Origin of the sequence: Microbacterium sp. CPCC 204701, assembly GCF_004010105.1 — a bacterium.
Lineage (GTDB): Bacteria > Actinomycetota > Actinomycetes > Actinomycetales > Microbacteriaceae > Microbacterium.
In genome coordinates this window covers 1-1,785 of the sequence record NZ_RRYE01000503.1, presented here as the reverse complement: position 1 = coordinate 1,785, position 1,785 = coordinate 1, and the positions used below count along the sequence as shown (strand labels likewise).

At 73.4% G+C, this 1,785-nt stretch carries 2 protein-coding genes; one reads left to right on the top strand and one right to left on the bottom strand.

The window, feature by feature from the left end; translation table 11 throughout:
• Positions 1-959, bottom strand: a 959-nt coding sequence (locus EIO58_RS17275; RefSeq protein ID WP_127820485.1) for an FUSC family protein, incomplete at its 3' end; no start/stop codon positions are given.
• 128 nt (positions 960-1,087) lie between these two features.
• On the opposite strand from EIO58_RS17275, the gene EIO58_RS17270 reads away from it, so the two are divergent.
• A complete protein-coding gene (locus EIO58_RS17270; RefSeq protein WP_127820484.1) occupies positions 1,088-1,657 on the top strand; it encodes a mismatch-specific DNA-glycosylase in 570 nt (189 codons plus the stop codon).
• Positions 1,658-1,785: the final 128 nt, after the last annotated feature.

Below are 1,785 nucleotides of genomic sequence, written 5' to 3'. Positions count from 1 at the left end.
AGCCGTGCCGGGGCAGCGGCATCGCCGAGTGGCGTCGCGACGACGGCGGCGACGCGGCGGATGGCGTCCGCCAGCGCCTCTTGCGGCTCCGCAGCGTCGCCACGATCGGCCCCTCGCGCCTCGGGCAGCTGGTCGACCTCCGTCAGCAGGTCGACCAGTTCACGGCTGAGGAACACCGTGCGCTCGAGGGCGGTGAGGCGGCGGTCGTTCTCATCCTGCTCATTCCGATGCCGGCGACGACGCGGGTTGGCCTGGGCGCTCTCGTCGGCCTCCTGCACGTCGGTGATCACCGACGAGCCGGTCTCGTCGAGCGACGCGAGGGCGTCGTCGAATCGGCCGGACTCGACGTCGCCGCGCAGGACGGCGTCGGCGGCATCCTCGAGCAGGGTGGCGACGGCGTCCCGCAGGTGCGAGAGTCGCTCCCCGGCCCGCCGCAGGTACAGGGGCGGGAGGATGAGGAGGTTCACGACGATGCCGACCACGACGCCGAACGCCATCGTCACGAGGTACGACAGCGAGAAGGCGCCGCGATCGCTCCCGGCGGCGAGCAGCACGAAGAGCGCGGCGAGGGCGACCCAGTCCTGACCTGCGCCGAGTGGGCGCAGCCCGCCGAGGAGGACGCCGACGCCGACGATGACTGCGAGGACCACCCCGCCCGGCACGCCGAGGCTGAGGGCGGCTGCACCGCACAGGCCGAGGCCGATCCCCGGCGCCAGACCGGCGAGCACTTGAAGGCCCACGCGGGTGGAGCGCGCGACCGTCGGACTCATCGTGACCAGGGCGCCGAGCGGAGCGTAGTACGAATACTCGTCCGCCGCGAACGGGATGAACGGGGCGAGGTACCACGCGACCACGGCCGCCAGCGACGTCTTCGCGGCCAGCAGGAGCCGCGGCTGATCGGCCAGCCGGGCTGCGTACGAGACGGCGTCTCGAATGGGCGGTGTGCGGTCACGTGTCACGGTGCGCTCCTCGATCTGGCACGCTACCCGCCGATGCCTGCTCCGCCCCGGGGCTTGCGTCCGAGGCGCGGGCGGGTTAGCCGCCGGTGCGGGCTCTCGGGCGCTGCGGGGTACGTAAGACTGGTCGCATGGGTTTCACGCGCGCCGAGCTGGAGGGTTTCCGCGGGCGGAGCGTTCCGGACCTCATCCCCGAGGAGCCGACGCTCGTGTTCGTCGGCATCAACCCCGGTCTGTGGACGGCCGCCACGGGTGTGCACTTCGCGCATCCCGGCAACCGCTTCTACCCGGCGCTGGTCGCGGCGGGCATCATCCCGCGGCTGCCGCGAATCGGCGACGACGGCATGCCCGAGACCGATCGGCGGATGTTCCTGGACGCGGGCATCGGCATCTCGAACCTCGTCCACCGGGCCACCGCACGTGCCGATGAGCTCGCGCGCAGCGAGCTGCGTGCCGGCGCCGAGCGTCTGGCGACGGATGCTGCGGCGTGGCACCCGCGTGCGGTCGCAGTGGTCGGGGTGACGGCGTACCGGCAGGGCTTCGCGCGTCCGCGCGCTCTCGCGGGCCGCCAGCACGAGACCCTCGGCGGTGCCCAGCTGTGGGTCGTGCCGAACCCGAGCGGCTTGAACGCCCACGACACGGTGGCCTCGCTCTCCGAGGCGTACACCGCGCCTGCCCGCGCGGCCGGAGTGATCGCGTGACTTCGCCGCGCGGCGAGGTCGCAGCCCCGCGGACGCGGAGGCGACGGCTCTTCGCGGCCGTGGCCCTAGCCGTGGTGATCGTGGCGGGGCTGGTGGTCCATGGCGCCCTGCCCGACACGGCGGCGACC

Coding starts and splice junctions, on each gene's coding strand:
- EIO58_RS17270 (WP_127820484.1), top strand. CDS start 1,088: ATGGGTTTCACGCGCGCCGAGCTGGAGGGTTTCCGCGGGCGGAGCGTT.